The sequence below is a fragment of the Roseovarius salinarum genome (assembly GCF_002834145.1).
Taxonomy (GTDB): Bacteria; Pseudomonadota; Alphaproteobacteria; order Rhodobacterales; family Rhodobacteraceae; genus Roseovarius; species Roseovarius salinarum.
In genome coordinates this window covers 50,481-75,118 of record NZ_PHNT01000001.1, presented here as the reverse complement: position 1 = coordinate 75,118, position 24,638 = coordinate 50,481, and the positions used below count along the sequence as shown (strand labels likewise).

Here is a 24,638-nt window from a genome sequence, read left to right as displayed (position 1 = left end):
TGGCATGGCTTCACCGAAAGGCGCGGGGCGCCGAGAGGTCCGCCTGTCAGAGCGCGCGCCACCCGATATCGCGCCGGCAGAAGCCGCCGGGCCAGTCGATGCAGTCCACCATGGCATAGGCCCGGTCACGCGCTTCGCCCAGCGTGGCGCCGCGCGCCGTGACGTTGAGAACGCGCCCCCCCGCGGCCACGATGCGCCCGTCGCGCTCGGCCGTGCCGGCGTGAAAGACCATGTTGAAGCTGTCTTCCGGGCAGTCCTCGAGCCCGCCGATCACCTCGCCCTTCTCGTAGGCGCCGGGATAGCCCCTGGCGGCCATGACCACGGTCATGGCGTGATCCTCGGCCCAGGACACCCGCGTGCCCTCGAGCCGCCCCTCTGCCGCCGCCTGCATGAGGTCGAGCGCCTGCGCGCCCAGTCGCATCATCAGCACCTGGCACTCGGGGTCGCCGAAGCGGACGTTGTATTCCACCAGCCGCGGGCGGGCGTCCTCGATCATCAGCCCGGCGTAAAGGACGCCGCGGTAGGGCGTGCCGCGCCGGGCCATCTCGGCCAGCGTGGGGTGGATGATCCGCTCCATCACGCGCCGGGCCACCGCCTCCGTCAATACCGGGGCGGGCGAATAGGCGCCCATGCCGCCGGTGTTGGGGCCGGTGTCGCCTTCGCCCGCGCGCTTGTGGTCCTGCGCGGTTCCCACGGGCAGGGCGGTCTCGCCGTCGCAGAGCACGAAGAACGACGCCTCCTCGCCGGTCATGCATTCCTCGATCACCACCTCGGCGCCGGCGTCTCCGAACGCGCCGGCGAACATCTCGTCGATGGCGCGCTCTGCCGCCTCCACCGTTTCGGCCACGACCACGCCCTTGCCGGCGGCCAGCCCGTCGGCCTTGACGACGATCGGCGCCCCTTGCGCGCGAACGTGGATCTTGGCCGCGTCGGCGTCGGTGAAATGTGCCCAGTCGGCCGTGGGCACGCCGGCGGCCGCGCAGATTTCCTTGGTGAAGGTCTTGGAGGTCTCCAGCCGGGCGGCCTCGGCCGAGGGGCCGAAGACGGTCAGCCCCGCCTCGCGCAGGCGGTCGGCCACGCCGGCGGCCAGCGGCGCCTCGGGGCCGACGATGACGAAATCCACCGCGTTGCCGTCGCAGAAGTTGACCACGGCCGCGCCGTTCTCGATGTCCAGCGCGGCGCATTCCGCGATCTGGGCGATGCCGGCATTGCCGGGGGCGACGAACAGCCGGTCGCACTTGGGGTTCTGCATCACCGCCCAGGCAAGGCTGTGTTCGCGCCCGCCGCCGCCGAGGATCAGAATGTTCATCGCCCGCTCTCCCGCTTGGCCTCGCCTGGCGGGCGTTCTAAGGTGGCGCCGCGACAGACACAAGGCGCCCCCATGTCCGATCTCATCGACGCGTCCGACAGCGGCGACAATGCCCCGGAATTCTCCGTCTCCGAGATCTCGGGGGCGGTCAAGCGCGTGATCGAGGGCGAATTCGGCCACGTGCGGGTGAAGGGCGAGATCGGGCGCGTTTCCCGGCCGCGGTCCGGGCATGTCTACCTCGATCTCAAGGACGACCGCGCGGTGCTGTCGGGGGTGATCTGGAAAGGGGTTGCGGCGCGCCTGTCGGTGCAGCCCGAGGAGGGGATGGAGGTCGTCGCCACCGGCCGGCTGACCACCTTCGCCGGGCAGTCCCGCTACCAGATCGTGATCGAGGACATCAAGCCGGCGGGTGTCGGCGCGCTGATGGCGATGCTGGAGAAGCGGCGCAAGGCGCTTGCGGCCGAGGGCGTTTTCGACGCCGGCCGCAAGCGGGCGCTTCCGTTCCTGCCCGAGGTGATCGGCGTGATCACCTCGCCCTCGGGCGCGGTGATCCGCGACATCCTGCACCGGTTGCGCGAACGCTTTCCGCGCAAGGTGCTGATCTGGCCCGTGGCAGTGCAGGGTGATGCCTGTGCGCCGGAGGTGACCCGCGCGATCGAGGGGTTCAACGCCCTCACGCCGGGCGGCGCGCTGCCGCGGCCCGACCTTTTGATCGTGGCGCGCGGCGGCGGCTCCATCGAGGACCTGTGGGGCTTCAACGAGGAATCGGTGGTGCGCGCGGCGGCGGCCTCGGACATCCCGCTGATCTCGGCGGTGGGGCACGAGACCGACACCACGCTGATCGACCACGCCGCCGACAAGCGCGCGCCGACGCCCACGGCGGCGGCGGAACTGGCGGTGCCGGTGCGGCTTGACCTGATGGCGTGGCTCGACAACCAGGACTCGCGGCTGACGCACGCGCTGAGTTCCGGCGTGACGGCGCGGGGCCAGCGGCTGCGCGACCTGGCGCGTGCGCTGCCCCGGCCCGACACCCTGCTGGAGGGGCCACGGCAGATGCTGGATGCCCGCGCGGATCGGTTGCCGGCGGCGTTGAAGGCCAGCGTGCAGGCCCGGCGCGTCCAGCTGTCCGAGGTCAGCGGCGCGCTGCGACCCGGGCTGTTGCGCCGGGCCACGGCCGCCGAGGCGCAACGGCTGGCCAACACGGCCGCGCGGCTCAACCTGCGCACGCTGCAGCGCGACATCGCCCGCAAGCGCCAGGACCTCGACAGCCTGACGCGGCGGCTGTCCGATGCGGGCCGGCGGCAGGTGACAACCTGGCGCGATCGCCTTGAAGCCAATGAAAGGTTGCGCCTGACAATGGGTTACGAGGCCACGCTCAAGCGCGGGTTCGCGGTGGTGCGCGGCGAGGGGCGGGTGGTCACGACCCGGGTGGCGGCCGCGGACGCGCGGGCGCTGGAAATCCAGTTCGCCGACGGGCGGCTGGACGTGACCAGGGCCGGAGGCCGCCCCGCGAAACCCGCCAAGCCCAAGGACAGCCCGGACCAGGGCAGCCTGTTCTGATGGCCCTTCAGTGGCAACGCTGCATGATGAAAATCATCCAGAATACTGAAAAATAAAGGAAATACATGACGTGGCAGGCATCGCGCCCGGCGATGCTGCATGAGCGGTGCGGCTTGCGTGCGCATCGACCCGGCCCGGCGAACGTCGCCGCGCCGCGGAAATCCATCCCCATGGCAGCCCGAATTGTCGGGTTTTCTAAACTGATGACCTTGGGTTGGGGACAAAATTGCCAAACAAGGCACCGAATTAATCGTCAGCGTCGATCGTCAAACCCCGACCTCGGGGCCGAGGCACGTCAGCGGTTCCTCGCTTTGTTCGACCTCGTAAAGCGCGCTTTCCTCCGGGTCGGTGGCGAACCGGGCAACCAGCCCGCCGGGCGTCTGGCGGAACCGCCAGCACTGCGGCTCGGGCCGGTCCTCGTAGACGAAGCAGATCAGCTCGCCCTGCTGGTACCAGTAGCCCTCGCGGCATTTGCCGTCGAGGAACGACCAGCGCACGCGCTTGTTGTCGAGGTATTCCTCGGCGCCGTAGGGCGCGCCGTCGCGGCTGAAATAGAAGGTCTTGCCGCGGGTGTAGGAATCGAACTCCGCCGCCGACATCTGCGCCATGGCGGCGGGTGCGGGTGTCAGGAGAAACGCAATACCAAGTGCGGAAAGCAGTCGCATGCCGACAAGGTGGCAGAGCGCGGGCGGCGGCGCCAGAGGGATTCGCGGCGCGCGGCCTATTGCGCGGGATCGGCGGCAGGTACCTGCCAGCGCTCGCAGCGCCGGTCCATGATCCGCCGCCACACCGGCGGGACCAGCGCGAGAGCGGCCATCACGGGCAGCGGCCGCGGCAGGCAGGGCATGCGCGCCGGGTCGAGCTGGAGCGCCGGGTAGGGGCGCGTGGGCGTCACGTGGTGGTCCGAATGGCGCGGTGCGTGCAGCATGACGGCGTTCGAGAACCACTGCGGCGCGTTCCACGAATGCTGCGGTCCGACCGGTTCCGGCCGACCGTCGGGTCGCTTGGCCCGGCGCAGGCCGTAGTGCTGCACGTAATCCGACATCAGGATCTGCATCTGCGCGAACAGCCCGAGGAAGATGAACGCCGCCAGCCCTGCCGCGCCGGCCAGTGCCCAGGACGCCCCGGCAAGGCCCAGCCCGCCGCCCACGTAAAGCAGGTAGGGGTGGCCCCACACAGGCTTGCCCGCGCGTGCCCGGCGCCGTGTCTCCTGCGCCAGCCCCGCGCGAAAACTGCCTGCCGTCGCCCGCACCGCGAAGCGGTAGAAGCCTTCGCCGCGCGGCGGGCTGTTGGGGTCGGCCTCGGTGCCGACATGAACGTGGTGAACCAGCAGATGCGCGCTGGCGTGATGACCCACCAGCAGGCTGGTATAGATCAGCCGCCCCAGCAGGCGCAGCCCGCGCCCGGGGCGGTGGATCAACTCGTGCGCCGCGGGGTGCGATATCTGGCCGAAGGCCATGCCGGCGGCCAGCAGGACCAGTGCACGGTCGAGGCCCGCCAGCCCGCCCGCGCCCCCGGCGGCGGCCACGGCCAGCCCCATCAGGGCGAAATGCCCCAGGCCCAGCGCGACAAGCAGCGCGTCGGCGGCGGGGAACTCGGCCTCGGGGTCGGCGTTGCGGGCCTGCCGCGCCACGAGCCGGTCGAGCACCGCGACCAGGACGCCCAGGTAGCCCGCGGCGGCCCACGCCCAAACCCCGCCGTGCAGCGCGGCCAGCGCGATCAGCGCGACGGGTGTCAGTGTGGCAAGGGCGAACAGGGGCATGAGATCTCCACGCGGCGCGCGCGAGTTGCCGGCAAACCCGGCACGCGCGCATCATCCTAGGGCGGATTCGGCGGCCTGCAAAACGCAAAGAGGGGCGGATTTGTCGCTTTTGGCCTCGCTACGTGCGGCGGTGGCCGTTACCGTCTGGCCCGAGACAAGGAGGACCGCGCATGGCACTCGACAACGACGGCAAGGGCGTCTGGAAATCGGGCAAGGGCAAGGGGCGGCACACGCCCAAGGGCCGCCAGCTGGAGGACCAGCCCTGGGCCGAAGTGCGCGCGCTGCTGGGTGATGGCCCGCGCCGGCGCGACCTGCTGATCGAATACCTGCACCTGATCCAGGACCGGTTCGGCCACCTGTCGGCGGCGCATCTGCGTGCATTGGCCGAGGAGATGCGGATATCCCAGGCCGAGGTCTACGAGGTGGCGACGTTTTATGCCCATTTCGACGTCGTGAAGGAAGGCGAGACGCCGCCGCCGGGCCTGACGGTGCGGGTCTGCGATTCGCTTTCGTGCGAGATGGCCGGGGCACAGCAGTTGAAGGCCGCGCTGGAGGAGGGGTTGGACCCGTCCGAGGTGCGGGTCGTGCGCGCGCCCTGCATGGGCCGTTGCGACACCGCGCCGGTTCTGGAACTGGGCCACAACCATATCGACCATGCCACGCCGGAAAAGGTCGAGGCGGCGATCGCGGCAGGCGACACGCATGCGCATGTCCCGGATTACCAGGGCTTCGACGACTACCGCGCGAAGGGCGGTTACGAGGCGCTCGCCCGCCTGCGCCGCGAGGGCGATTTCGAAACCGTGCAACAGGAACTTCTCGAGGCCGGCGTGCGCGGTCTTGGCGGTGCCGGCTTCCCGGCCGGCAAGAAATGGGGCTTCGTGCGGGCCGAGCCGGCGCCGCGCTACTTGGCCGTCAACGGCGACGAGGGCGAGCCCGGAACGTTCAAAGATCGCTTTTACCTCGAGCGTGAACCACATGTTTTCCTTGAGGGAATGCTGATCGCGGCCTGGGCGGTGGAGGCCGACACCTGTTTCATTTACATGCGCGACGAATACCCGGCGGTGCTGCGGATTCTCGCGACCGAGATCGCCGCGCTCGAGCGGGCGGGCATCGTCGAGCCGGGCTATATCGATCTGCGCCGCGGGGCGGGGGCCTACATCTGCGGCGAGGAATCGGCGATGATCGAATCGATCGAGGGCAAGCGCGGCCTGCCGCGCCATCGCCCGCCATTCGTCGCGAACGTCGGCATCCACGGGCGTCCGACGCTCGTCAACAACGTGGAGACGCTGCACTGGGTGACCCGCGTGCTGCGCGAGGGCAAGGAGGTGCTGACCGGGGTCGAGAAGAACGGGCGCACCGGTCTGCGGTCATTCTCGGTCTCGGGGCGGGTGAAGGCACCGGGCGTGTATCTCCTGCCCGCCGGGTCCACGATCCGCGACATCATCGAGGCCGCGGGCGGGATGCTCGACGGCCATGACCTCAAGGCCTACCAGCCGGGCGGGCCGTCCTCGGGCCTGTTGCCCGCCTCTCTCGACGACGTGCCGCTGGATTTCGACGTGCTTCAGGAACACGGCACCTTCATCGGGTCGGCCGCGGTGGTCGTGCTTTCCGATCACGACTCGGCGCGCGCCGCGGCGCTGAACATGCTGCGCTTCTTCGAGGACGAAAGCTGTGGCCAGTGCACGCCCTGCCGCGCGGGCTGCGAGAAGGCGGTGAAGCTGATGCAGGCGGACCGCTGGGATCAGGAGCTTCTCGAGGATCTGTGCGAGGCGATGACGGATGCCTCGATCTGCGGGCTGGGGCAGGCCGCGCCCAACCCGATACGCCTGACGATGAAGCATTTCCCCGACGAGGTGTAGGGGCGCGGCCGCGCGTGCCCCTTCCATCCCGCCGCGATCCGCAGTAGGTGGGGGCGCACCCCCAGCGGAGGCCGCATGGCGTTTTTCAGGAAACTCAAGGACAGGCTGACGAAATCCTCGTCGAAGCTCGACGAGGGCCTGGAGGCGATCGTCGAGGAGGGCGAGACCGCGCCGGCCGAGGCGGCGCCCGAGGCCGCACAGCCGGAGCCCGCTCCGGACCGTGCCGAGGCGGCAAGACCGAAGGGGCTGCTCGGCCGCCTTCTGGGCCGGGGCGAGGACGCGGGCGCGCCGCGCCGGGTGCTCGACGACGAGATGCTCGAGGAGCTGGAGGATCTGCTCATCACTGCCGACATGGGGGTGGAGACCGCGCAGCGCGTCACCGCCAACATGGCCGAGGGGCGCATGGGCAAGCGGTTGTCGACCCGCCAGATCAAGGAACTGCTGGCGCAGGAGATCGCCCGCATCATGGAGCCGGTCGCGCGGCCGCTGCCGCTTTACCCCAAAACGCCGCAGGTGGTGCTTGTGGTGGGGGTCAACGGCTCGGGCAAGACCACGACGATCGGCAAGCTGGCCAGCCAGTTCCGCGCCGCCGGCAAGTCGGTGATGATCGCCGCCGGCGATACCTTCCGCGCCGCGGCCGTCGAGCAGCTTCAGATCTGGGGCGAGCGCGCGGGCGTGCCGGTGCTGACGGCGGCGCAGGGCAGCGACCCGGCCAGCCTGGCCTTCGACGCCATGGCGCGTGCGCAGGACCAGGGCGCCGACCTTCTGCTCATCGACACGGCGGGGCGGCTGCAGAACCGCGCCGACCTGATGGAGGAACTGGCCAAGATCGTCCGCGTGATCCGCAAGCGCGACGCGACCGCGCCGCACAACACGCTGCTGGTGCTCGATGCAACGACGGGTCAGAACGCGCTGAACCAGGTGGAAATCTTCCGCGAGATCGCCGATGTCTCGGGCCTGGCCATGACCAAGCTCGACGGCACCGCGCGCGGCGGCGTGCTGGTCGCGCTGGCCGACCGCTTCGGCCTGCCCATCCACGCGATCGGCGTGGGCGAGCAGATCGACGATCTGGCGCCGTTTGATCCCGAGGAATTTGCAGCGGCGCTGACCGGGCTCGACGGGGCATGACCCCTTTGGCGCTGCATTTCCCGGCGGGCGAGGGTCACCCGCGGCCGAACCACCCTTCAAGATACCGCAGCAGGAACAACACGACCACGACGATGCCGGTGGCCAGCGCCGCCAGCGGCATCTGCCCCGCGCCGCAGGCCAGCCCGATGGCCCCCGCCAGCCAGAGCGAGGCGCCGGTTGTGACGTTGCGCACCTGTCCGCCGGAGGTGAAGATCACCCCCGCGGCCAGGAAGGCGACCCCGGCGGTGACAGCCTCGATCAGGCGCAGGGGGTCGACGCGCAGCGCGTCCGGGTCGCCGAAGGGCAGCGCCGAAAGCTGCTGGCTGACGATGATGAACAGGCAGGCGGCGATGGCCACCAGCATGTGCGTGCGCAGACCGGCGGGTTTCTCGCGCGCCTCGCGTTCGAACCCGATCACGCCGCCCAGCACGAGCGCCGCCAGAAGGCGTGCGCCGGCGACAACGGGCGGTACGACGGCAAAGGTGCCGGACAATTCGTCGACGACGATATCGAGCACGGTTTCGAGCATGGGGGCGGCTTGTCTCCTGGTCGGATGGGGCTGGCACCGTAACATGCCGGCGCGCACCGGGGCGAGGGCCGCGGTGTGAGCGACTGGCTGATCTCTCTGGAGGGCACCGAGGCCGGGCACCGCCTGGCCATGATGCTGGCGCTTGCGGCGGCCTTCCTGCACGCGGTCTTCGGGGCGTTGCAGAAGGGGCGGCACGACCCCTGGCTGTCGCGCGGGGCGATCGACGGGGCCTATGCGGTGATGGCCGCGCCGGTGGCGCTGTTCGTGGTGCCCTGGCCGGGGCCGCAGATGTGGCCGATCTTCGCCCTCGTCTTCGTGATTCACCTTGGCTACAAGGTGTTGCAGGCGCTGGCCTACACCAAGGGTGCCTATACGGTGGTCTACCCGGTGGTGCGCGGCACCGGGCCATTGTTCACGGTGATCGGCGCCTACCTGTTGTTCGGCGAGGTCTTCACGCCCCTTCAGTGGCTGGGCGTGGGCGTGCTGCTGGCGGGCATCTACGGGCTGGCCGTCTACAACCTGCGCACGCTGACGCTGGATCGCGAAACGATGCCGCTGGCGCTGGGGCTGGCGGTGCTGACGGGGCTGTTCGTGGCGCTTTATACCACCTACGACGCCTACGGCATCCGCGCGGCGGCCGATCCCTTCACCTTCCTCGCGTGGTTCTTCCTGATCGACGGGCTGATGCTGCCGCCGTTCGCCTACCTGCGCTGGCGCAACCTGCGCGCCCGGCCGGCGCCGGGGCCGCTGCTGCTGCGCGGGGTCATCGGCGGGCTGGTGGCCTTCGCCTCCTTCGGGTCGGTGATGCTGGCCACCCGGCTGGACAAGGTGGGCGAGGCCGCCGTGCTGCGAGAGACCTCGACCGTTTTCGCCGCGGTCATCGGCTGGCTGGCGCTGGGCGACACCGTGGGGCCGCGTCGCGTCGCGCTGATGGCATTGATCGCGGCCGGTGCTGTGATAGTTGAGGCGGGCGGATAGGCAAGGAAGGCGCGCGATGCAGGACCGTCAGATCAACCCGATGCTGAAATCGGCGCTCGAACTGGGGCCGATCCTGGCCTTCTTCGTGGCCTACCTGGCCCTCAAGGACCGGGTGTTCACCATCGCCGGCACCGACTACGACGGTTTCATCGTCGTCACCGCCGGGTTCATCCCCGTGTTCCTGCTGGCCATGGGCGTGCTGTGGCGGCTGACGGGGCACCTGTCGCGGATGCAGGTCGTCACGGCGGTGCTGATCGTGGTCTTCGGCGGGCTGAGCGTCTGGTTCAACGATCCCAGGTTCTTCAAGATGAAGCCCACGATCATCTACCTGATATTCGGCGTTTTCCTCGGGTTCGGCCTGCTGCGCGGGCGATCCTACCTGCAATACGTGATGGAAGGGATGATGCCGCTCAAGCGCGAGGGCTGGATGATCCTGACCCGCCGGCTGACGGCGTTCTTCTTCGCGCTCGCCGTGCTCAACGAGCTGATCTGGCGCACCCAGAGCGAGGAAGCCTGGGTCTGGTTCAAGACCTTCGGGCTGACGGCGGCGATCTTCCTGTTCTTCATCGCGCAGGGCCGGGTGTTCCGCGACTACGGCCCCGGCGAGGACGAGGGGGACTGCGAGGGGTGACGCGCCGCCGCGCGCGCCGGGCCGGGCGGCGGAGGTCGGGTGCCTCCGGCGGGAGTATTTCGGGCAAGATGAAAACCCGTCAGCGCGGCTTGCCGAACAGTGTTTCCCGGGCCTGCCGGTCGGCGGTCAGGTCGCCGCGTTTCCCGGCGTGGTGCGCGCGGCCGCTTCGGACGCCCGGGCGCGCGCCGACCTCGTCGAGCCAGCGGGCCATGTGTGGCTTGTCGTCGAGCGTCTGTTCCTGCTTTTCCCACAGCGAGGCCCAGGGCCAGATCGCCATGTCCGCGATCGAGAAGGCCGCGCCGGCGACGAACCGGTTTTCGGCCAGTTGGCGGTCGAGCACGCGGTAGAGGCGCGCGGTCTCGCCGCGGTAGCGGTCCTTGGCGTAGGGCAGGTCCTGCGGCGGATCGAGCGAGGGCGCGTATTGTAGGAAATGGTGCGCCTGGCCGGCCATCGGCCCCAGCCCGCCCATCTGCCACATCAGCCACTGGTCGACCGCGATGCGTGCACGCTCGGTGTCGCCGTGGAACAGACCGGTCTTGCGGGCGAGGTATTGCAGGATCGCGCCTGATTCGAAGATTGCGATCGGTGCGCCGTCGGGGCCGTGCGGGTCGACGATCGCCGGCATCCGGTTGTTGGGAGAGACCTTCAGGAACGCCGGATCGAACTGGTCGCCCGCGCCGATGTCCACAAGCCGGGTCTCGTAGGGCAGGCCCATCTCCTCCAGCGCGATGGATATCTTCCACCCGTTGGGCGTGGGCCAGTAGTAGAGCTCGATGGGGTCGGTCACGGCGGCCTCCTGTCTGCGCGCGGTCGCGCGTCAGGATGATGCCCTGCGCCCCGATGGCAAGGGCGGATGCAACGCCGGGGCCGCAAGAATGCGTGACCAGCGCGGATCGGGCCGGTCGGGCAGGGCGGCGCGCAGCGGCCGGAGGGGCAGGCGCGCGGGCTCGCGCAGGAGCGCGCGGTAGAAGTCGAAGACACCCGGGCGCAGGTAGCCGGACCAGTGGCAGACGCGCGCGGCCGTCGGCGCGATGGCAAACCCAGCCGCACGCAGCGCCTGCAACGTGGCGGGATGATCCATCTGGACCGTCAGGGTGTTCGGCCGTGCGGGCATGAGCTGGCCCAGCGCCCAGTCCCCGCGGCGCGGCGGGGCGATCAGGCGTTCGAGCAGGAAATCGAAAAGGTCGTTTTCGCGGCTGGTCACGTTGAAGATCTCGGCCGCGCGCCCGGCCGGCGAGTCGAGGGCCGCCGCCGCGCGGGTGCTGTATTCGGCGCCGGCCAGAAGGATCACGCGGCCCAGGCGGCCGGCGGACAGCTGCGGCAGCGCGCTGAGCACCACGCGGGCACCCAGCGAATGGGCCAGCGCATGGACCGGCCGGTGCGGTGCCAGCCGGCCAAGCGCCTCGACCAGGCGGGCCAGGGCGTGCCCTGCGATCTCGGCCTCGCGGTAGGCGCGCCAGATGCTGCCGCGGGCGCGCCAGCCGAAGGCGATGGCCAGCCCTTCGTCGCCGCGGTCGGTGCCGAAGCCGAGTTGCCGCGGCCAGCTGAGCGCCTTCCAGCAGGTGCCGGGAGGATCGAGCGACAGGATGTGGTCGTGGGGGCAGGCGCCGGCGTGGCCGGGGGCGAACTTGTAGCCGTGGACCATGACGACGATCGGCCCGGTGCCGCGCAGGGCCTTTCGCAGCAGCGGATCGACCGGGCCGGGCTGCCCGTGCGCTTCCAGGGCGTCCTTGCCTGCGTTGATCCGCAACACCGGCATGCCGCATGCCTCCCGCTAGATGTTGTGGCGACGGGGTAGGGCAAGTGTACGACGCTTTCTTGACGCCAGAGTTAAAGGCGCGTGACGGTGTTGACCTGCAACACCCCCGGGGCTACACATCCGGGCGTGGCGATTTGTTACCGGATTGCGGGCCACGTTAAACAACACCGCTAAAGAGGTCAGGATGAAGGAACCCCTTTCGCTTGACCGCGATTGGGGTTTTTTTGGTTGGCCGCGGGCCTTCGGAGGACGGCGATGACGAAAGACTGGAACACGCGCACGCGCCTGGTGCACGGCGGCACGCGCCGCAGCCAGTGGGGCGAGGTGAGCGAGGCGATCTTCCTCACGCAGGGGTTTGTCTACGACAGTGCCGAGGCCGCCGAGGCCCGGTTCCAGCAGGCGGGGGACGACGAATACATCTATGCCCGTTACGGCAACCCGACGGTCCGCATGTTCGAGGAGCGGATCGCCGCGCTGGAAGGCGCCGAGGACGCCTTCGCCACCGCCAGCGGCATGGCGGCGGTGAGCGGCGCTCTGACGTCGATGCTGCGCGCGGGCGATCACGTCGTCGCGGCGCGGGCGTTGTTCGGATCGTGCCTCTATGTGCTGGAAGAGGTGCTTGCCCGCTTCGGCGTCGAGGTGACCTTCGTGGACGGCGCGGACCTCGACCAGTGGCGCGCGGCCGTGCGCGCCGACACGCGTCTGGTGTTCTTCGAAACCATCGCCAACCCGACGCTCGAAGTCGTCGACATCGCCGGCGTGGCCGAGATCGCCCATGCGGCGGGGGCCGTGGTGGTGGCCGACAACGTCTTTGCCACGCCGGTTTTTTCCCGCGCGGTCGAGCTGGGCGCCGACCTGGTCGTTTATTCGGCGACCAAGCACATCGACGGGCAGGGGCGCACGCTGGGCGGCGTCATCCTCGGCACGCGCGAGGTGATCCGCGGCACGGTGGAACCGTACATGAAGCACACCGGCGGGGCGATGTCCCCCTTCACTGCCTGGGTGCTGCTCAAGGGCCTCGAGACGCTGGACCTGCGCGTGCGCGCGCAGGCGGACACGGCGCTGGCGCTGGCGCTGGCGGTGCAGGGGCATCCGGCGCTGGCGCGTCTGGTCTATCCGGGTCTCGACAGCCACCCGCAACACGGTCTTGTCACGCGCCAGATGGGCGGGCGCGGCGGCACAGTCGTTGCGCTGGACCTGGCGGGCGGGCAGGCGGCGGCCTTCCGTTTCCTGAACACGCTGGAGATCGTGCTGATTTCCAACAACCTCGGCGATGCCAAATCTATCGCCACGCATCCGGCGACAACGACGCACCAGCGCTTGCCGGAGGCGCAGAAGGTGGCCTTGGGCATCACGCCCGGGCTTGTGCGCCTCTCGCTCGGGATAGAGGATGCCGAGGACGTGGTTGGCGACGTGGCCCGTGCGCTGGATGCTGCCGGCGATCTGAGGTGATCCACGACGCCGCGGGCGGCGTATAGTCTGACGTGATTGGAAAAGCGCCGTGCCGATGGTTACATGAGGCATGGCAGTCAAACGCGAGGGAGCCAGCGATGAACATCCAACCGCGGGATCTGACGGAGACGCCGGACCGGGACGACGCCAAGCAGGCGCTCGACCGTCTGCGGCAGTGGGCGGCCAATGCCACGCCCGAGGAAGTGGCCGACCTGGACCCGGCGATCGCGCGGCTGCTGCCCGAGGGCGCACCGGCGAATTACCCCGTTCTGTCGCGGGAATATCCCCAGGAGTTCACGCCCGACGCGGCCTACAAGCAATCGATGCCCGACCTGCAGAACGGGCCCAGTTCGCTGATCCGCGGCGCGCGGCAGCAGTTGCAGCATGTCGGTATCTCCAACTTCCGCCTGCCGATCCGTTTCCACACGCGCGACAACGGGGACCTGACGCTCGAGACCAGCGTGACCGGCACGGTCAGCCTGGAGGCCGGCAAGAAGGGCATCAACATGTCGCGCATCATGCGCAGCTTCTACCGCCATGCCGAGAAGACGTTCAGCTTCGAGGTGATCGAGGCCGCGCTGGACGATTACATCGCAGATCTCGAAAGCATCGACGCGCGTATCCAGATGCGGTTTTCCTACCCGATGAAGCTCGGGTCGCTGCGCTCCGGGCTCGAGGGGTTCCAGTACTACGACATCGCCATAGAGCTGGTGGAGCATGACGGCGTGCGCCGCAAGTTCATGCATCTCGACTATGTCTATTCCTCGACCTGCCCGTGCTCGCTGGAGTTGGCGGAACACGCCCGGCAGGCACGCGGGCAACTGGCCACGCCGCATTCGCAGCGGTCCGTCGCACGGCTCTCGGTGGAGCTGGAGCAGGGCGAGATCCTCTGGTTCGAGGATCTGGTGGATCTCGCGCGCACGTCCGTGCCCACCGAAACCCAGGTCATGGTCAAGCGCGAGGACGAGCAGGCCTTCGCCGAGCTCAACGCGGCCAACCCGATCTTCGTGGAGGACGCGGCGCGCCTGTTCTGCGAGCAATTGCTGGCCGACCCGCGGGTGGGCGATTTCCGCGTCATCGCCAGCCATCAGGAAAGCCTGCACAGCCACGACGCCGTCAGCGTGCTGACCGAAGGCGACACGTTCTCGGCCAACAGCCTCGATCCCAACCTGTTCGGGACGCTGATCCATCGCGGCTGAAACGGCGGCATCCCCGGGTGTGGCGCAAAACCCGGCAGTGTCGGCCCATCCCTGCTGATTTCGCAGGTGCAGCACCGCGCCTCACTTGACGCCGCGGTGCAGCATCTGCGATGATCGGGCGCAAATGGCCGCCTTGCGGCGGCTCGCGTTACCTTTGGGAGAGGCCCGATGACACCAGTTGATTTTCCGCTGAAAGCCTCCGCCGCCGGTCTGCGGTTGGCGGGGCAGATGCTCGAATACAATCTGCGTCTCACGCACGAGATGGCCCGGATGGCCTTTGACCAGCGGCTGCCGGGCGTAAAAAGGACCGCGCCGCCAGCCGCCGCGCCCGGCAAGACCGAGCCGGTCGAAGCCCCGTCTTCGGCCAAGGAGCCGCAAGCGTCCGCAGTGGCCGCCGCGCCCGCGCAGGCCTCCGCCGAACCGGCGCCGGCGAAAGCCGCGCCGAAACCGGCCGAGCGTAAGCAAGCCACGCAGAAGCAAGCGCCACAGAAGAAGTCGAGCGCGAAACCCGCCGCGACCGGGACGGCCAAGGCGGCGCCTGCCAAGAAGCCCGCGCAGGCTGCCAAGTCGTCGACGCCCAAGGCTGCGCCCGGCAAGCCGGCCGCGAAACCGGCGACCGGCAAGCAGGCCGCGACGGCCCCGGCCAAGCCCGCCGAAGAGGCGGCGACGTCGCCGAAACAGTCCGACGCGCAGGCCGGGACGACGCGGGCCAGGCAGCGCCGTTCGCCGTCAGCCCCGCCGGGGCTGCCCGAGCGTGGCGAAACGGCCGCGGCCAAACCCGATGCGAAATCGGGCAGCGCCGACGGTGAATGACCCGGGCGGCCGGTTTGCACCACGTGCAGGCCGGTCATGCCCGATTGAAGGTGGTCATGTCAGCCACGTTTACCTAGCTTTCGGGTCAGGGAGGAAACCAGACTGACCGAAAGCGAGGTTTCCGAATGGCAAGCATCACAACTGACATCCACACCCCGGCACACGGGTTGCGCGCCCGGATCGCCGGGTGGGGCGCCGCGCTGCGCCGGGCATTCGAGGCGCATGCACGCGCGGCGTCGCGCCGCGACGCGATCGAGGCGCTCGAGGCGAAATCCGACGCCGAACTCGCTGCGCTGGGCCTGCGCCGCGACGAGATCGTCTATCACGTGTTCCGCGACCGCTTCTACGCCTGACGGCAGGGCGGCGCGCACTTGACCGGCCGGCGTGTTGCTGCATTGCAGCATTCGCCGGCCGAAATCTGCGCGTGTTCATCGGTTCATGCCACTGGCGGTCTTTCGGGCTATCATGAGGCGCGAGGGAGGAGCCCATACCCGTCCGGCAAAGGGGGGTCCAGATGCGTCCCGACATGAAGCTGCGGTTCGTGCAACACCGCTGGCAGGCCGATCTCGATCATTATTTCGCGTCGCGGGGGCAGGGGGTCAACGCCTATCTCCTGCGCCGCCAGCGCGGTGCCGAGGTGGCGCGGCTGAACGCCATGACCGACAGCGAGCTGGCGCAGATGGGGCTGACCCGCGCCGGCATCCCGGCCTTCGTCTTCGACGATCTGCTCGACCCCTGAGCGCCTTTCGCGGGCGCTTGACAGTCCCCGCGCGACAGGCGAAGCCTGCGCCGCATGTTCGACCTGCGTCCCGTTGGTTATGTCGTCGGCCTGATGGTCATGACGCTTGGGCTGGCCATGCTGCTGCCCATGCTGGTCGACATGGCCGAGGGGCGCGGCCACTGGCCCGTATTCGCGCAAAGCGCGCTTTTGACCATACTGACCGGCGGGCTGGTGGCGCTGGCCACGCGCAACGGGGTGCGGGCGGGGCTGACGCTTCAGCAGACCTTCCTGCTGACCACGGGGGTGTGGGTCATCCTGCCGGTGTTCGGGGCGCTGCCTTTCGTGCTGGGTGCCACGGAGGCCCGTTTCGTCGATGCGTTCTTCGAGGCCATGTCGGGGCTCACGACAACCGGCTCCACCGTTTTCTCGGGCCTCGAGGCGCTGCCCAAGGGGCTTTTGCTGTGGCGTGGCCTGATGCAGTGGCTGGGCGGCATCGGCATCATCGTCGTTGCCATGGTGTTCCTGCCCGAACTGCGCGTGGGCGGCATGCAGATCTTCCGCGCGCAGGGGTTCGACACCATGGGCAAGATCCTGCCGCGGGCGACCGAGATCGCCAGCCGCATCTCGGTGATCTACCTCAGTCTCACGCTGGTCTGCGTGCTGGCCTACATCATGACCGGACTGGGCGCCTTCGACGCGACGGTGCATGCCATGACGACCGTGGCCACCGGCGGTTTCGCCAACTACGACACGTCCTTCGCCGAACTGGGCGCCGGCGTGGAATACGTGGCCGTCGCCTTCATGATGATCGCGGCGCTGCCCTTCGTCAGGCTTGTGCAGATGACGGCCGGCACCGCCAAGCCGCTGCTGCGTGATCCGCAGGTGCGCGGCTTCTTCGTGACGGTGGCGGCCCTGGTGGCGATCCTGGTCGTCTGGCAGGTCGCGCAGCTCGGTGATCCGGGCGAGGAAACCTTCCGCAAGGTGCTGTTCAACTCCGTATCGATCCTGACCGGCACCGGGTATGCGAGTGCCGACTACATGCTCTGGGGCAGTTTCCCGGTCGCGGTCCTGTTCTTCGCCGGGCTGATCGGCGGTTGCGCGGGGTCGACGTCGTGCTCGATCAAGATCTTCCGCTACCAGATCCTGTTCGGGTCCATCGGGGCGCAGCTGCGGCGCATCCACGCGCCGCACGGGGTTTTCACGCCCCGCTACCATGGCCGGCCCGTGGACGAGGACGTGCTCAACTCGGTCATGTCGTTCTTCGTGTTCTTCATCGTCACGCTGGGCGTGATCTCCGTGGTGCTGGGCCTGACGGGGCTGGATTTCACCACGTCGGTGTCGGGCGCGGCGGCGGCGATCGCCAACATCGGGCCGGGCCTGGGCGACACGATCGGGCCGGCGGGCAATTTCGCCCCCCTCAACGACACGGCCAAGTGGATCCTTTCCGCGGCCATGCTGATCGGGCGGCTGGAGCTTCTGGCCGTCTACGCGATTTTCACCGTGAGTTTCTGGAGGGACTGATGACCGCCTCAACCGCCGAACGCCGCCCGCTGGGCGCGCAGATCAGCCACCTGCTGCGGGCAAGGGGGGTGGACACGATCTTCGGCATCCCCGGCGTGCACAACCAGGAGATGTATCGCGGTATCGAGGAGGCCGGCATCACCCACGTGCTCGCGCGACATGAACAGGGGGCCGGTTTCATGGCCGACGGCTACGCGCGCGCCAGCGGCAAGCCGGGCATTGCCTATGTCATCACCGGGCCGGGGCTGTGCAACACCATGACGCCGCTGGGTCAGGCCTATTCCGACAGCGTGCCGGTCCTGGCGATCTCGTCTTGCCTGGACGAGACGGCGGCCACGCGTGGCCAGTTGCACCAGATGCGCGACCAGGTCGGCGCGGGGGCCACCGTGTGCGAATGGAGCCTCGAGGCGCGCGATGCCGTGTCCGCCTACGCCCTGATCGACCGCGCCCTGGACGAGATGCGGTGCGGGCGGCCCCGGCCGCGGCACCTGCAGGTGCCCATCGGGACCTTGCAGGCCGAGGCCCAACCGTTCCCGGCCGCGCCGTCGGTTGCACCTGCCCGCCCGGTGGATGCGGCGGCGCTGGATCGGCTGGTCGCGGCGCTGGAGGGTGCGCGGCGGCCGCTCTTCATCCTTGGCGGGGGCGCCGTGGCCGGCGCGGATGCCTGGCGGCAGGTCATCCGCCGGCTGAACGCGGCCAGCTTCACCACCTATGCCGGCCGCGGGATCATGGGTGCCGACGCGCCGCTGGATTTCGGCAGCTACCTTGCGCGCCCCGACAGCGCCGGGGTGATCGCCTCGGCGGACGTGGTGGTCGCCGTCGGCACGGAATTGGCCGAGGTGGATCTGTGGCGGCGCGAGCTGGGGCACACCGCCCCCCTGATCCGCGTCGACGTCGATCCCGCGCAGCTCGCCGCGGCGCCGGGCACCGCCACCGCGATCCAGGCCGATGCGGCGGCCGTGGCCGAAGCCCTGTTGCAGCGCGCGCTTCCCGCGCCCGCCGACGGCTGGTCGGCGCAGGAGGTCGCCGCGGCGCGCATGCGCTGGCGCGCGGCGGTGGATACCGAGCGCCCCGGCATCGTGCCGGTCTGCGACGTGCTGGCCGAGGCGGTGCCCGAGGACACGATGATCTTCTCGGACATGACGCAGTTCGCCTATGCCGCGAACGAGGTCTGGCCGGTCAGCCGGCCGGGCCACTGGCACCATCCCTGCGGCTTCGGCACGCTGGGATATGCGCTGCCGGCCGCGATCGGCGGTGCGGTGGCGCGGCCGGGCCGGCCGACGCTGGCCATCGCCGGCGACTACGGTTTCCAGTACACCGTGCAGGAGATGGGCACGGCCGTGGAGCTGGGCCTGCCGCTGCCGATCCTGCTGTGGGACAACACCAAGCTGGGCGAGATCGAGGACAGCATGGTGGGCGCGCAGATCGCGCCCAACGCCGTGGTGGCCCACAATCCCGACTTCGCGGCGCTGGCGCGTGCCTACGGTGCGCGCGCCGAAACCCCGCGCGATGCCGATGCCCTGCGTGCGGCGGTGTCCGGGGCGTTCGCCGCGGACCGGCCAACGCTCATACGCGTGGCGCCGGGGCAGCTTGCCTGAAATCCCCGGCGGCGGCGCCGCCGCCCGAAGCGATCATTCCCAGCAGCTCACCAGAACGGTCATGCCGCGTGCCCGGTCGGTCAGCTCGGCCGGTGCCAGGGGGCCGTTCCCGTTGGCCTGGCTGGTGGTGATGCCGGCCTCCTGGAGGAGGTCCCTCAGGGCCGCCGCGTCGGCGGCAAAGCTCACGCCGTCGGGCAGCGTGCGGTCGCTCTCGCGCTCGGGCAGCAGCATGCCCAGAACGGTGCCGCCGGTGTCCATGACCGGGCCGCCGGCATCGCCGTCCATCGCGTCGAGGGCCAGCCGTTCCAGTTTCTCCTCGCCTTGAAGGCCCTGCAGGGCGGCGAGCTGGCCGTAGGTCAGCGTGGGGGCGTTCAGCATCCCGCCATAGGAATACCCGGCGACGGCCACGTCGGATTTCAGTCGCGGCGCGGACCGCGGAAAGGCAGCGACGGCCATGGGCGCGAGCGGCTCTTTCGGGCGCAAGACCGCGATACCCAGCGCGTCGTCACGCACGGCGACTTCGGCCTCGTATTCGCCTTCAAGGGTGATCCGGCCGCAGCCCCGCGTGACGCTTGCCGTGGTCACCACCGTGCCCGAACGGTCGACGTAGAAACCCGACCGCGACTTCATCGGCGTGCGCACCGCCAGCCCCGAGACGAGGTCGACGCTTTGCTGCGCGTCGGCGCCCGCGGTCGGCGGCAGGACACCGTCAAGACGCGTGAAGCTGTCCTGCATCGCGTCCAGCAGACGGGTGCGCCGGTCCTCGTCTCCGGCGGGCCAGACCAGCGTGAAGCCCTTGATGCGCCCGCCGCGCAGCGTGGCCTCTGTGTGGGAAACGATTTTCTGGTTCTCGCCCACCAGCTTGAAGGAGTTGCCGTCACGCTCGCGCGGTCCTTCGCCCGGGACGATCTCGAGTGTCTGCATGATATCGTAGAGCCCGTGCAGGGTGTTGCGGTCGCCTTCCTGGCTGATGAGCAGCACGCGCGCGTTCTCGATCTCGCCGATGGGGTCGTAATGGGCGAAAGGGGCCTGGTACTGGTAGAAGGCCACGACCTCGGTGGGCATCTTCATCTCGATGCCGGCGTTTTCGTCGCGGACCATCTCGACGCCCAGCCCGTCAAGCACGGCATTGTATTGCGCCAGAAGCTCGGCGCGCTGCCGCGTGGTCAGCACCGAGGTCGGCTCGTAGCCATTCTCGCGTTGCCAGTTCGCCATCGCGCCGCGCGTCCCCGGGCCGAAGGCGGCATCAATGCGGCCCTTGTAGTGGCCCGCCCATTTCAGCGCGATCTGAAGGTCCATCTTTTCCTGCCGGCTCAGCCGGTATTCGCTTTGCCGGGCTTCGCGCCGGGTTTCCTGCGGCAGTTCGTTGAACGAGGTCTGGGCCTGCGCGACGACCTGTGCGTCATTGCCGGACGCGTCTTGCGCGTCGGACTGTGACGCCTCGGGTTGTACCTGGGCCTCGGGCTGCACTTGCCCAGCGGCCGCTTGCGCCGCGGCGGCATCTGCGTTCTGCGCGCGCGCCCGTTGCAGGGTCTCGGCACCCACCGGCCAGATCTGGCGTCCGAACTGGGCGTTCTGCGCGATGAAGCTGTCGCGGGCGATCAACCCCCTCGCGGTATAGTCGCGCAGGACCTGCCGCGCCGTGTCCGCCCGGTAGGGGCCAAGCGCCACGGCGTACCATCCGCCGCCCGCCGTGAAGCCCGCCACGTTTTCCATCCGTGCCGACAGGCGCCGCAGCGCGGCCTGTGCCGCGCCCAGGCTCGGCTGGGATTCGATCTGGATCCAGACCAGTTCGTCGGCAGCGGCCCGCTGCTGCGCAAGGGCGGGGCCGGGCGCGGCCCCCAGGGCGGTCGTGACTGCAAGGGAAAAAGCCAGAAAAATCCGTTTCATCGCGTTATGCCGTTATCGTGCGTTTCCGGGTTATGTTTCGACATCCTTACCCGCACCACCCCGGCCTGCATAGAAAAAATATGACGTCGCGGTTGATTGACCCCGCCGGGGCGTCACCGTATGTCGTGCGGGCGAAACAGCAGCCGGCGGCGGAGAGCGACAATGGCGGAAAATCCGGGCAAACCGCGCAGTTTCCAGGAGGTCATCCTGCGGCTTCAGGACTATTGGGCGGCGAAGGGCTGCGCGATCATGCAGCCCTATGACATGGAGGTGGGCGCGGGCACCTTCCACCCGGCGACCACGCTGCGCAGCCTTGGCACGCAGCCCTGGGCGGCGGCCTACGTCCAGCCGTCGCGCCGGCCCACCGACGGGCGCTATGGCGAGAACCCCAACCGGCTGCAGCACTACTACCAGTTCCAGGTGCTGATCAAACCCAGCCCGACGGACCTGCAGGAGCTTTACCTCGGAAGTCTCGAGGCCATCGGCATCGACATGGCGCTGCACGACATCCGCTTCGTCGAGGACGACTGGGAAAGCCCCACCCTGGGCGCCTGGGGGCTCGGCTGGGAGGTGTGGTGCGACGGCATGGAGGTGTCGCAGTTCACCTACTTCCAGCAGGTCGGCGGGCACGATTGCAAGCCGGTCTCGGGCGAGCTGACATACGGGATCGAGCGGCTGGCGATGTACGTGCTGGGCATCGATCACGTGATGGAGATGCCCTACAACGACCCCGACGCTCCGATCGCGCTGTCCTATGCCGACGTCTTTCGCCAGACCGAGCAGGAGTATTCGCGCTTCAACTTCGACGTGGCAGAAACCGAGATGCTGCTGCGGCACTTCGAGGACGCCGAGACCGAGTGCGAGGCGATCCTGTCGCACCCGCACGAGGACCCCAGGACCGGCCAGCGCATCGTCATGGCGCATCCCGCCTATGACCAGTGCATCAAGGCCAGCCACATCTTCAACCTTCTGGACGCGCGCGGCGTGATCTCGCCCACCGAGCGGCAGGCCTACATCGGCCGCGTGCGCGCGCTGGCGCGCAAGTGCGCGGACGCCTTCGTGCAGACCGCCGCCGGGGGGCACGCGGGGTGACCGGCAAGATCATTGGCATCATCATCCTGGTGACGGCGCTTCTGGCGGGCGGCGGCATGTATTACCTTCAGGTCTATCATTTCTACGAGACGGTCGAGCCGACGGGTGCGCAGGACGTCCAGCTGACTTCCCTCGAGACCGGTGAGCCCGAGCCGCTGGCGCACGAGGGTTTCCGCGCCATCGACGCGGCAAGCTCGCCCATCCGCTACCGCGCCTGCTTCACCACGCAGGCACGCCCGGCAATGCTGTCGCAGACCTTTGAGCCGTACCCGGAGGCCGAGCCGCTGGTTGCGCCAAGCTGGTTCGAGTGCTTCGACGCCGAGGCCCTCGGCGCCGCGCTCGAGGAGGGGCGCGCGCGGGCCTTCCTGGGCCACAAGAACCTGCGTTACGGCATCGACCGGGTCGTTGCCGTCACGCGGGAGGGACGCGGCTACGTCTGGCACCAGATCAACCGCTGCGGCGAGGTGGTCTTCGACGGCCGGCCCGCCCCCGCCGACTGCCCCGAACCACCCGAAGGATACCAGTAGGCATGCCCGATCTTCTCATCGAACTGTTTTCCGAGGAAATCCCCGCGCGCATGCAGAGACGCGCCGCCGAGGATCTCAAGACCCGCATGACCGACGGGCTGGTCGAGGCCGGGTTGACCTATGCCGGCGCCGAGGCGTTCTCGACCCCGCGGCGGCTGGCGCTGACGGTGCAGGGGCTGCTGGCCGAAAGCCCGACGGTGACCGAGGAACGCCGCGGCCCGCGGGTGGACGCGCCCGACAAGGCGATCGAGGGCTTCCTGCGCGGCGCCGGTGTGGCGCGCGAGGATCTCGAGGTTGGCGAGGACAAGAAGGGAAAGGTCTACATCGCCCGGGTCACCCATCCCGGCCGGCCCGCCGATGCCATCGTGGCCGAGGTGCTGGGCGAGGTGATCCGCAATTTCCCCTGGCCCAAGTCGATGCGCTGGGGAGCGGGCAGCCTGCGCTGGGTGCGGCCGCTGCATTCGATCCTGTGCATCCTGACCGACGACGCCGGCGAGGCGCGCACGGTCGATTTCGAGATCGACGGCATCCGCGCGGGCGACACGACCTGCGGGCACCGGTTCATGGGGGCGGGGCGGTTCGCCGTCACCTGCTTCGACGACTATCGCGCGAAATTGCGGCGCGATCACGTGCTGCTGGACGCGCAGGAGCGCGCCGACCACATCCGCCAGGAGGCGGGCAACCTCGCCTTCGCCTCCGGGCTGGAGCTGGTGGAGGACCCGGGCCTTCTGGCCGAGGTCGCCGGGCTCGTGGAGTGGCCGGTGGCGCTGATGGGCGGGATCGGCGCGGATTTCCTCGAGCTTCCGCCCGAGGTGCTGCAGACCTCGATGAAGGAACACCAGAAGTTCTTCTCGGTGCGCAATCCGAAATCGGGCCGGATCGAGCGCTTCGTCACCGTCGCCAACCGCGAGACCGCCGACGACGGCGCGACGATCCTCGCCGGCAACCGGAAGGTGCTGGCCGCGCGGCTGGCCGACGCAAAGTTCTTCTGGGACAACGACCTGACCGTCGCACGCGCGGGCATGGACGACTGGCTGACACAATTGCAAAACGTCACCTTCGAACGCCAGCTCGGCAGCCAGGCGGCACGCATCGCCCGGATCCGCGCGCTGGCCGCCGACGTGGCGCAGCGTGTGGGTGCCGACGCCGAGCTGGCCGACTCCGCCGCGCGGGTGGCCAAGGCCGACCTTGAATCCGAGATGGTCGGCGAGTTCCCCGAGCTTCAGGGCACGATGGGCCGCTACTACGCCGCCGCCGCCGACCTGCCCGATGAGGTCGCGACCGCCTGCGAGGAGCATTACGCCCCGCTTGGTCCGAACGACGCGGTGCCGCGCGCGCCCGTATCGGTGGCCGTGGCGCTGGCCGACAAGCTCGACATGCTGGCCGGGTTCTGGGTGATCGGCGAGAAGCCCACCGGATCGAAAGACCCCTTCGCGTTGCGCCGTGCCGCCCTTGGCGTGATCCGCATCATCGTGGAGGGGGGGCACCGTCTCAGGCTCGACCAACTCCTCGATCGCCAGATCCTGCGCCACAAGATCGCGCTCAACCGCGAGACCGCGCGCGACGGCGAGATTGACACGCTCGAGGAAATCCTGGGCGAACTCCGTGAATACGGCGTCTTCGGTGCAGCCTTCCGCGCCGTGTGCGAACGCTTGGCCCACCGCGATGGTGCGCCCGACACCGGCGACGGAAGTCTGCTGCGCACGGTGGGCGACGCCGTGCCCGACATATCCACCGATTTGCTGGTGTTCATCCACGACCGTCTCAAGGTGGCGCTGCGCGAGGAAGGGCTGCGCCACGACGTGATCGATGCTTGCCTTGCCACCGATGGCGGCGACGACCTGACGCTGGTCGTCTCCCGCGCCCGCGCGTTGGCCGAGGTGCTGGAAACCGACGACGGCGAGAACCTCGTGCAGGGGTTCAAGCGCGTCGACCGCATCCTCACCCAGGCCGAGGAGGCCGACGGCGTGGAATACTCCATGGGCGCCGAGGAACGCTTCTTCGAGACCGAGGTGGAGCGTGACCTGTTCGCGGCGCTGGAAACCGGCGAGGTTACGATCGCCGAGGCCATCGGGCAGGAGGATTTCGCCCGCGCGATGGCCGCGATGGCCGCGCTGCGCGGGCCGATCGACGCCTTCTTCGACACCGTTCAGGTCAACACCGACAACCAGGTGGTGCGGCGCAACCGGCTCAACCTGCTCAGCCGGATCCGGCGCATCTGCCTGCAGGCCGCCGACCTGCGCCGGCTGGAAGGCTAGGGCGCGCCGGCGGCCTTTGGCCGGGCGGCGCCGCGTTCGTCGCCGGCCCAGG

At 69.3% G+C, this 24,638-nt stretch carries 23 protein-coding genes and 1 riboswitch; of the genes, 15 read left to right on the top strand and 8 right to left on the bottom strand.

The window, feature by feature from the left end; translation table 11 throughout:
• Nucleotides 1-46: 46 nt before the first annotated feature.
• Nucleotides 47-1,309, bottom strand: a complete 1,263-nt coding sequence (gene purD, locus CEF10_RS00365) for a phosphoribosylamine--glycine ligase (protein WP_101065391.1) — start codon at nt 1,307-1,309, stop codon at nt 47-49.
• 72 nt (nt 1,310-1,381) lie between these two features.
• On the opposite strand from purD, the gene xseA reads away from it, so the two are divergent.
• Nucleotides 1,382-2,869 (top strand): exodeoxyribonuclease VII large subunit, encoded by a 1,488-nt coding sequence (gene xseA, locus CEF10_RS00360; protein ID WP_101065390.1) that lies wholly within the window; start codon nt 1,382-1,384, stop codon nt 2,867-2,869.
• A 7-nt stretch (nt 2,870-2,876) separates the two neighbouring features.
• On the opposite strand, the gene CEF10_RS16780 is transcribed toward xseA, so the two are convergent.
• The 3 genes from CEF10_RS16780 to CEF10_RS00350 form a co-directional block, all read right to left on the bottom strand.
• Nucleotides 2,877-3,035, bottom strand: coding sequence for a hypothetical protein (locus tag CEF10_RS16780; RefSeq protein ID WP_232796351.1), 159 nt, complete (start codon nt 3,033-3,035; stop codon nt 2,877-2,879).
• A gap of 100 nt (nt 3,036-3,135) precedes the next feature.
• Nucleotides 3,136-3,534, bottom strand: coding sequence for a hypothetical protein (locus tag CEF10_RS00355; RefSeq protein ID WP_101065389.1), 399 nt, complete (start codon nt 3,532-3,534; stop codon nt 3,136-3,138).
• A gap of 56 nt (nt 3,535-3,590) precedes the next feature.
• Entirely contained in the window at nt 3,591-4,631 is a 1,041-nt protein-coding gene (locus CEF10_RS00350) for an alkane 1-monooxygenase (protein WP_101065388.1), read from the bottom strand.
• A gap of 170 nt (nt 4,632-4,801) precedes the next feature.
• Between CEF10_RS00350 and CEF10_RS00345 the strand changes: the two genes are divergently transcribed.
• Entirely contained in the window at nt 4,802-6,490 is a 1,689-nt protein-coding gene (locus CEF10_RS00345; protein ID WP_101065387.1) for an NAD(P)H-dependent oxidoreductase subunit E, read from the top strand.
• 75 nt (nt 6,491-6,565) lie between these two features.
• Nucleotides 6,566-7,618, top strand: coding sequence for a signal recognition particle-docking protein FtsY (gene ftsY / locus CEF10_RS00340; RefSeq protein ID WP_101065386.1), 1,053 nt, complete (start codon nt 6,566-6,568; stop codon nt 7,616-7,618).
• 34 nt (nt 7,619-7,652) lie between these two features.
• Here the strand turns inward: ftsY and CEF10_RS00335 are convergent, their stop codons facing one another.
• The gene (locus tag CEF10_RS00335) at nt 7,653-8,147 is read right to left on the bottom strand and encodes an MgtC/SapB family protein (RefSeq protein ID WP_408638398.1); all 495 of its coding nucleotides are present in this window, start codon (nt 8,145-8,147) and stop codon (nt 7,653-7,655) included.
• Nucleotides 8,148-8,222: 75 nt separating this feature from the next.
• On the opposite strand from CEF10_RS00335, the gene CEF10_RS00330 reads away from it, so the two are divergent.
• On the top strand, nt 8,223-9,125 hold the full coding sequence (locus tag CEF10_RS00330) for an EamA family transporter (RefSeq protein ID WP_101065385.1): 903 nt from the start codon (nt 8,223-8,225) through the stop codon (nt 9,123-9,125).
• A gap of 16 nt (nt 9,126-9,141) precedes the next feature.
• Complete coding sequence (locus CEF10_RS00325) at nt 9,142-9,756, top strand: inner membrane-spanning protein YciB (RefSeq protein WP_101065384.1); 615 nt, start codon at nt 9,142-9,144, stop codon at nt 9,754-9,756.
• A 79-nt stretch (nt 9,757-9,835) separates the two neighbouring features.
• Here the strand turns inward: CEF10_RS00325 and CEF10_RS00320 are convergent, their stop codons facing one another.
• Both CEF10_RS00320 and CEF10_RS00315 read right to left on the bottom strand, forming a co-directional pair.
• On the bottom strand, nt 9,836-10,543 hold the full coding sequence (locus CEF10_RS00320; RefSeq protein WP_101065383.1) for a glutathione S-transferase N-terminal domain-containing protein: 708 nt from the start codon (nt 10,541-10,543) through the stop codon (nt 9,836-9,838).
• Nucleotides 10,544-10,573: 30 nt separating this feature from the next.
• Nucleotides 10,574-11,515: an alpha/beta hydrolase gene (locus tag CEF10_RS00315; protein ID WP_101065382.1), complete on the bottom strand. Its 942-nt coding sequence runs from the start codon at nt 11,513-11,515 to the stop codon at nt 10,574-10,576.
• Nucleotides 11,516-11,631: 116 nt separating this feature from the next.
• Nucleotides 11,632-11,710: riboswitch (SAM riboswitch) on the top strand.
• A gap of 60 nt (nt 11,711-11,770) precedes the next feature.
• Here CEF10_RS00315 and metZ point away from each other — a divergent pair.
• The 7 genes from metZ to CEF10_RS00280 all read left to right on the top strand — a co-directional run bounded on the left by metZ (nt 11,771) and on the right by CEF10_RS00280 (nt 18,819).
• Nucleotides 11,771-12,967, top strand: coding sequence for an O-succinylhomoserine sulfhydrylase (gene metZ / locus CEF10_RS00310; RefSeq protein WP_101065381.1), 1,197 nt, complete (start codon nt 11,771-11,773; stop codon nt 12,965-12,967).
• 98 nt (nt 12,968-13,065) lie between these two features.
• Nucleotides 13,066-14,166 (top strand): GTP cyclohydrolase FolE2, encoded by a 1,101-nt coding sequence (folE2, locus tag CEF10_RS00305; protein WP_101065380.1) that lies wholly within the window; start codon nt 13,066-13,068, stop codon nt 14,164-14,166.
• A 168-nt stretch (nt 14,167-14,334) separates the two neighbouring features.
• Nucleotides 14,335-14,979 carry a hypothetical protein gene (locus CEF10_RS00300; protein WP_157932918.1) on the top strand — a complete coding sequence of 215 codons (645 nt, stop codon included), beginning with the start codon at nt 14,335-14,337 and terminating at the stop codon, nt 14,977-14,979.
• A gap of 125 nt (nt 14,980-15,104) precedes the next feature.
• Complete coding sequence (locus CEF10_RS00295; RefSeq protein ID WP_101065378.1) at nt 15,105-15,332, top strand: hypothetical protein; 228 nt, start codon at nt 15,105-15,107, stop codon at nt 15,330-15,332.
• 161 nt (nt 15,333-15,493) lie between these two features.
• Nucleotides 15,494-15,718 carry a hypothetical protein gene (locus tag CEF10_RS00290; RefSeq protein WP_101065377.1) on the top strand — a complete coding sequence of 75 codons (225 nt, stop codon included), beginning with the start codon at nt 15,494-15,496 and terminating at the stop codon, nt 15,716-15,718.
• Nucleotides 15,719-15,772: 54 nt separating this feature from the next.
• Nucleotides 15,773-17,221, top strand: coding sequence for a TrkH family potassium uptake protein (locus tag CEF10_RS00285; RefSeq protein WP_101065376.1), 1,449 nt, complete (start codon nt 15,773-15,775; stop codon nt 17,219-17,221).
• The gene (locus CEF10_RS00280; protein ID WP_101065375.1) at nt 17,221-18,819 is read left to right on the top strand and encodes a 5-guanidino-2-oxopentanoate decarboxylase; all 1,599 of its coding nucleotides are present in this window, start codon (nt 17,221-17,223) and stop codon (nt 18,817-18,819) included. The genes CEF10_RS00285 and CEF10_RS00280 overlap by 1 nt, the downstream gene beginning before the upstream one ends.
• A gap of 33 nt (nt 18,820-18,852) precedes the next feature.
• Here the strand turns inward: CEF10_RS00280 and CEF10_RS00275 are convergent, their stop codons facing one another.
• Nucleotides 18,853-20,709 (bottom strand): serine protease, encoded by a 1,857-nt coding sequence (locus tag CEF10_RS00275; protein ID WP_101065374.1) that lies wholly within the window; start codon nt 20,707-20,709, stop codon nt 18,853-18,855.
• A gap of 162 nt (nt 20,710-20,871) precedes the next feature.
• On the opposite strand from CEF10_RS00275, the gene CEF10_RS00270 reads away from it, so the two are divergent.
• Genes CEF10_RS00270 through glyS form a run of 3 tightly spaced genes read left to right on the top strand, consistent with a single transcriptional unit; the run spans nt 20,872 to nt 24,586 of the window.
• Entirely contained in the window at nt 20,872-21,801 is a 930-nt protein-coding gene (locus CEF10_RS00270) for a glycine--tRNA ligase subunit alpha (RefSeq protein WP_101065373.1), read from the top strand.
• A complete protein-coding gene (locus CEF10_RS00265; protein WP_232796350.1) occupies nt 21,798-22,328 on the top strand; it encodes a DUF6446 family protein in 531 nt (176 codons plus the stop codon). Before CEF10_RS00270 ends, CEF10_RS00265 begins: the two co-directional genes overlap by 4 nt.
• Before the next feature lie 2 nt (nt 22,329-22,330).
• A complete protein-coding gene (gene glyS, locus CEF10_RS00260; RefSeq protein ID WP_101065372.1) occupies nt 22,331-24,586 on the top strand; it encodes a glycine--tRNA ligase subunit beta in 2,256 nt (751 codons plus the stop codon).
• Nucleotides 24,587-24,638: the final 52 nt, after the last annotated feature.

Excerpts from the sequence above, each read along its gene's own strand:
- purD (WP_101065391.1), bottom strand. The coding sequence starts at position 1,309 with ATGAACATTCTGATCCTCGGCGGCGGCGGGCGCGAACACAGCCTTGCC.
- xseA (WP_101065390.1), top strand. The coding sequence starts at position 1,382 with ATGTCCGATCTCATCGACGCGTCCGACAGCGGCGACAATGCCCCGGAA.
- CEF10_RS16780 (WP_232796351.1), bottom strand. The coding sequence starts at position 3,035 with ATGGATTTCCGCGGCGCGGCGACGTTCGCCGGGCCGGGTCGATGCGCA.
- CEF10_RS00355 (WP_101065389.1), bottom strand. The coding sequence starts at position 3,534 with ATGCGACTGCTTTCCGCACTTGGTATTGCGTTTCTCCTGACACCCGCA.
- CEF10_RS00350 (WP_101065388.1), bottom strand. The coding sequence starts at position 4,631 with ATGCCCCTGTTCGCCCTTGCCACACTGACACCCGTCGCGCTGATCGCG.
- CEF10_RS00345 (WP_101065387.1), top strand. The coding sequence starts at position 4,802 with ATGGCACTCGACAACGACGGCAAGGGCGTCTGGAAATCGGGCAAGGGC.
- ftsY (WP_101065386.1), top strand. The coding sequence starts at position 6,566 with ATGGCGTTTTTCAGGAAACTCAAGGACAGGCTGACGAAATCCTCGTCG.
- CEF10_RS00335 (WP_408638398.1), bottom strand. The coding sequence starts at position 8,147 with ATGCTCGAAACCGTGCTCGATATCGTCGTCGACGAATTGTCCGGCACC.
- CEF10_RS00325 (WP_101065384.1), top strand. The coding sequence starts at position 9,142 with ATGCAGGACCGTCAGATCAACCCGATGCTGAAATCGGCGCTCGAACTG.
- CEF10_RS00315 (WP_101065382.1), bottom strand. The coding sequence starts at position 11,515 with ATGCCGGTGTTGCGGATCAACGCAGGCAAGGACGCCCTGGAAGCGCAC.
- metZ (WP_101065381.1), top strand. The coding sequence starts at position 11,771 with ATGACGAAAGACTGGAACACGCGCACGCGCCTGGTGCACGGCGGCACG.
- folE2 (WP_101065380.1), top strand. The coding sequence starts at position 13,066 with ATGAACATCCAACCGCGGGATCTGACGGAGACGCCGGACCGGGACGAC.
- CEF10_RS00300 (WP_157932918.1), top strand. The coding sequence starts at position 14,335 with ATGACACCAGTTGATTTTCCGCTGAAAGCCTCCGCCGCCGGTCTGCGG.
- CEF10_RS00295 (WP_101065378.1), top strand. The coding sequence starts at position 15,105 with ATGGCAAGCATCACAACTGACATCCACACCCCGGCACACGGGTTGCGC.
- CEF10_RS00290 (WP_101065377.1), top strand. The coding sequence starts at position 15,494 with ATGCGTCCCGACATGAAGCTGCGGTTCGTGCAACACCGCTGGCAGGCC.
- CEF10_RS00285 (WP_101065376.1), top strand. The coding sequence starts at position 15,773 with ATGTTCGACCTGCGTCCCGTTGGTTATGTCGTCGGCCTGATGGTCATG.
- CEF10_RS00280 (WP_101065375.1), top strand. The coding sequence starts at position 17,221 with ATGACCGCCTCAACCGCCGAACGCCGCCCGCTGGGCGCGCAGATCAGC.
- CEF10_RS00275 (WP_101065374.1), bottom strand. The coding sequence starts at position 20,709 with ATGAAACGGATTTTTCTGGCTTTTTCCCTTGCAGTCACGACCGCCCTG.
- CEF10_RS00270 (WP_101065373.1), top strand. The coding sequence starts at position 20,872 with ATGGCGGAAAATCCGGGCAAACCGCGCAGTTTCCAGGAGGTCATCCTG.
- glyS (WP_101065372.1), top strand. The coding sequence starts at position 22,331 with ATGCCCGATCTTCTCATCGAACTGTTTTCCGAGGAAATCCCCGCGCGC.